The 945-nt window shown below is 70.8% G+C and carries 1 protein-coding gene; it reads right to left on the bottom strand.

Annotated elements, in window-relative coordinates; all coding sequences use genetic code 11:
* Window positions 1-945, bottom strand: a 945-nt coding sequence (locus tag FLX08_RS39935; protein WP_142625439.1) for a COG1470 family protein, incomplete at its 5' end; no start/stop codon positions are given.

Here is a 945-nt window from a genome sequence, read left to right as displayed (position 1 = left end):
TCATGTGCCGAGAGGGGTGCCGCGGCTGAGGATCAGCTTTTCGATGCGGCGGCGGCGTCGGGTGCTGGTGACGCGGAGGGCGAGGACGGCGAGGGCGAGCAGGACGAGGAGGGTGAGCTGGGGCCAGGGGATGGCCCAGATGGTGGTGTCGATGGCGACGCGTTCGGCGGTGACGCCGGGCAGGGGTTTGCCGGCGGGGGAGGGGATGGCCCAGATGGTGGTGCCGATGGGTCCCAGGGGCCAGGTGCCGGTGATGCGGGCGGTGAAGGTGCGGTTGCCGCCGGGCATGATTTCGCGGGCTCTGGCTTCGGAGGTGTCGTCCCAGGCGTTGTCGCCGGCGAGGGTGGAGGTCTGGATGCGGCTGTCGGGGGCCAGGCGGACGTTGCCGGTGTTGGCGAGGGTGTAGGTGACCTCGACGGTGCCGGGGGTGAAGGGGTTCCACGACCAGGTGTAGGTGGTGTGGACGTTGCTGACGGCGATTTTGGCGGCGAAGGTGCCGGTGACGCGGATGTTGACGCGGACGCCGACGCGGTTGTGGACGCGGACCTGGCCGGAGATGGCGTCGACGGAGGCGGTGACGCCGGCGGGGTGGTCGCCGGGGGTGGCGTTTTGGGGGATGGCGACGGTGAGGGGGACGACGGTGGTGGCTCCGGCGGCGATGGTGATTTTGTCGGGGACGCTGATCCAGGAGCCGCCGTCGACGGGGGTGGCCTCGGGGGGCCGCATGTCGAAGTAGCCCTTGGTGGTGAGGTAGCCGTCGTTGGCGTCGATGGCGAAGTCGACGGGTTGGGTGGAGCGGTTGATGACGGCGATGTGTTCGGTGGCCTGTTGTCCGGCGGGGAGTTCGATGTCGATGACGGTGCGGCCGTCGGGGCCGTCGGCGTTGGCCGGGACGACCGACCAGGTGGTGTCGGCACCGGCCGGGACGGCGAACGCCGCCACGGC

The organism is Microbispora hainanensis, assembly GCF_006874475.1.
Lineage (GTDB): Bacteria > Actinomycetota > Actinomycetes > Streptosporangiales > Streptosporangiaceae > Microbispora > Microbispora hainanensis.
The sequence above is the reverse complement of the archived record's forward strand: the minus strand, read 5'-3'. Positions and strand labels throughout refer to the sequence as shown.